4 protein-coding genes are annotated in these 1,376 nt (G+C 66.7%); 2 read left to right on the forward strand and 2 right to left on the reverse strand.

All coding sequences use genetic code 11. The annotated features are described in order from the left end of the window. Window positions 1-14: 14 nt before the first annotated feature. Window positions 15-269, reverse strand: coding sequence for a helix-turn-helix domain-containing protein (locus AX685_RS09065; protein WP_066487742.1), 255 nt, complete (start codon window positions 267-269; stop codon window positions 15-17). 81 nt (window positions 270-350) lie between these two features. On the opposite strand from AX685_RS09065, the gene AX685_RS23340 reads away from it, so the two are divergent. After that, entirely contained in the window at window positions 351-482 is a 132-nt protein-coding gene (locus tag AX685_RS23340) for a hypothetical protein (RefSeq protein WP_269450476.1), read from the forward strand. 86 nt (window positions 483-568) lie between these two features. Further along, window positions 569-1,123 carry a hypothetical protein gene (locus AX685_RS09070; RefSeq protein ID WP_197418543.1) on the forward strand — a complete coding sequence of 185 codons (555 nt, stop codon included), beginning with the start codon at window positions 569-571 and terminating at the stop codon, window positions 1,121-1,123. Between the two features lie 15 nt (window positions 1,124-1,138). Here AX685_RS09070 and AX685_RS09075 read toward each other — a convergent pair. Beyond that, window positions 1,139-1,376, reverse strand: a 238-nt coding sequence (locus AX685_RS09075; protein ID WP_197418544.1) for a bifunctional ornithine acetyltransferase/N-acetylglutamate synthase, incomplete at its 5' end; no start/stop codon positions are given.

The following is a 1,376-nucleotide window of genomic DNA, read 5'->3' on the forward strand; positions in this document are numbered from 1 at the left end:
CCGGCAACGACAGCTCAGAATTGACTTGCGACCAGCGCGATTAGACGACGATCGAACAGGTCCAGCGGCCGCCATCCGATCGCGTGCGCGATCTCGCAAAATTCCACCACGTCGACGCGCCGTTCGCCGCGCTCGATCAGCGAGACGAACGGCTGCGGCTTTCCCAGCGTGCGCGCCAGTTCAACCTGCGTGATCCCGGCATCGCGACGCGCCTGGGCAAGCAGCCGGGCAAGCTGGCGCGCGTCGTGAGTGAAGAGCGACTTTGCCAAGTGCGTGCATCCGATCCTCCTATTCCCTTACGGTCGCTGCTCTGATATACGATTTTCGTATAATGCGGTGGGCGCCGGGATATGAATGACTTAGATGAGGAATCGAGCCTCCGGCCGGCGCGCGTGCTGCACGTCGTGGCGTGGATGATGATCGGGTGGCTCGGTGGCGTGATGTGGCGGGAGGCGATCGAGCTGATTTTCCGGCTGATCTGACCCCGAACGGGACGCGGGCGGCCAGCGTTTGTTGCGCAAATGTCGTTCTCCTCTGGTCATTTGCCCGGAATAGATCGGCCAGAGGCGTGATGGTCAGGACAGGGGCGGATCGGCGCGGACGCGGACGGGCGGGGGCGCCGATCGCGGAGGGCTTCTGGCGTGCGCTGCATGGCCAGCAATCCTGGGACGACGCGGTAGGCGGGCTGTCGTGGCGGTTCGACAGGCCCTTCGGCGACGTCGCGGTCGCTGGGCAGCGTGCCGAGATCGACCATATTCGCATCTACAATGTCTCGAAGGTCGGTGTGGCAGATGTCCTGAGCCACGACGTCTATTCGCCGGTAACGAACCCGCGGATCGGCGCGCGGCGGCGGCGCGTTATCCGCGGCGAGCGTGATGATGACGATCGCCGGGCGACCGCTGGGCGAGGATCATGCCGCGGCGCTCCGCGACGGTTTCGACATGACACGCGCCGAAACCGCGGTGGTGATGGGACTGGCGACGGGGCTGGACCTGCAGTCGATCGCGCGCGACCGCTGCGTGTCGTATGCGCGATCCGTGTACAGTTGCGCGCGGCGATGGCGAAGAACGCCACCAACCGTCAGTCGGAGCTGGTCGCGCTGGTTTCCGCGCTGTTCCGCTAACGGGCGGCGGTGCCGTCAGCTGCGATAATCGGCGTTGATCGAGATGTAGCCGTGCGTCAGGTCGCACGTCCACACCGTCGCGCGGCCTTCGCCCAGCCCCAGGTCGACGCCGATCGCGACGTCCTGCCCCTTCAGATGTGCGGCGACGGGGGCTTCGTCATAGCCCTCCACCGCCAGCCCGCCCTCGGCCACCTGCGTCGCGCCGAAGCGGATCGACAGGCGGTCGCGCTCGGCCGGCTCGCCCGCCTTGCCC

The organism is Sphingomonas sp. CCH9-F2, from assembly GCF_001556735.1.
GTDB classification, from domain to species: Bacteria; Pseudomonadota; Alphaproteobacteria; order Sphingomonadales; family Sphingomonadaceae; genus Sphingomonas; species Sphingomonas ginsenosidimutans.

Bases quoted from the DNA above. Each gene is read 5' to 3' on its own strand.
- AX685_RS23340 (WP_269450476.1), top strand. From the start codon at position 351: ATGAATGACTTAGATGAGGAATCGAGCCTCCGGCCGGCGCGCGTGCTG.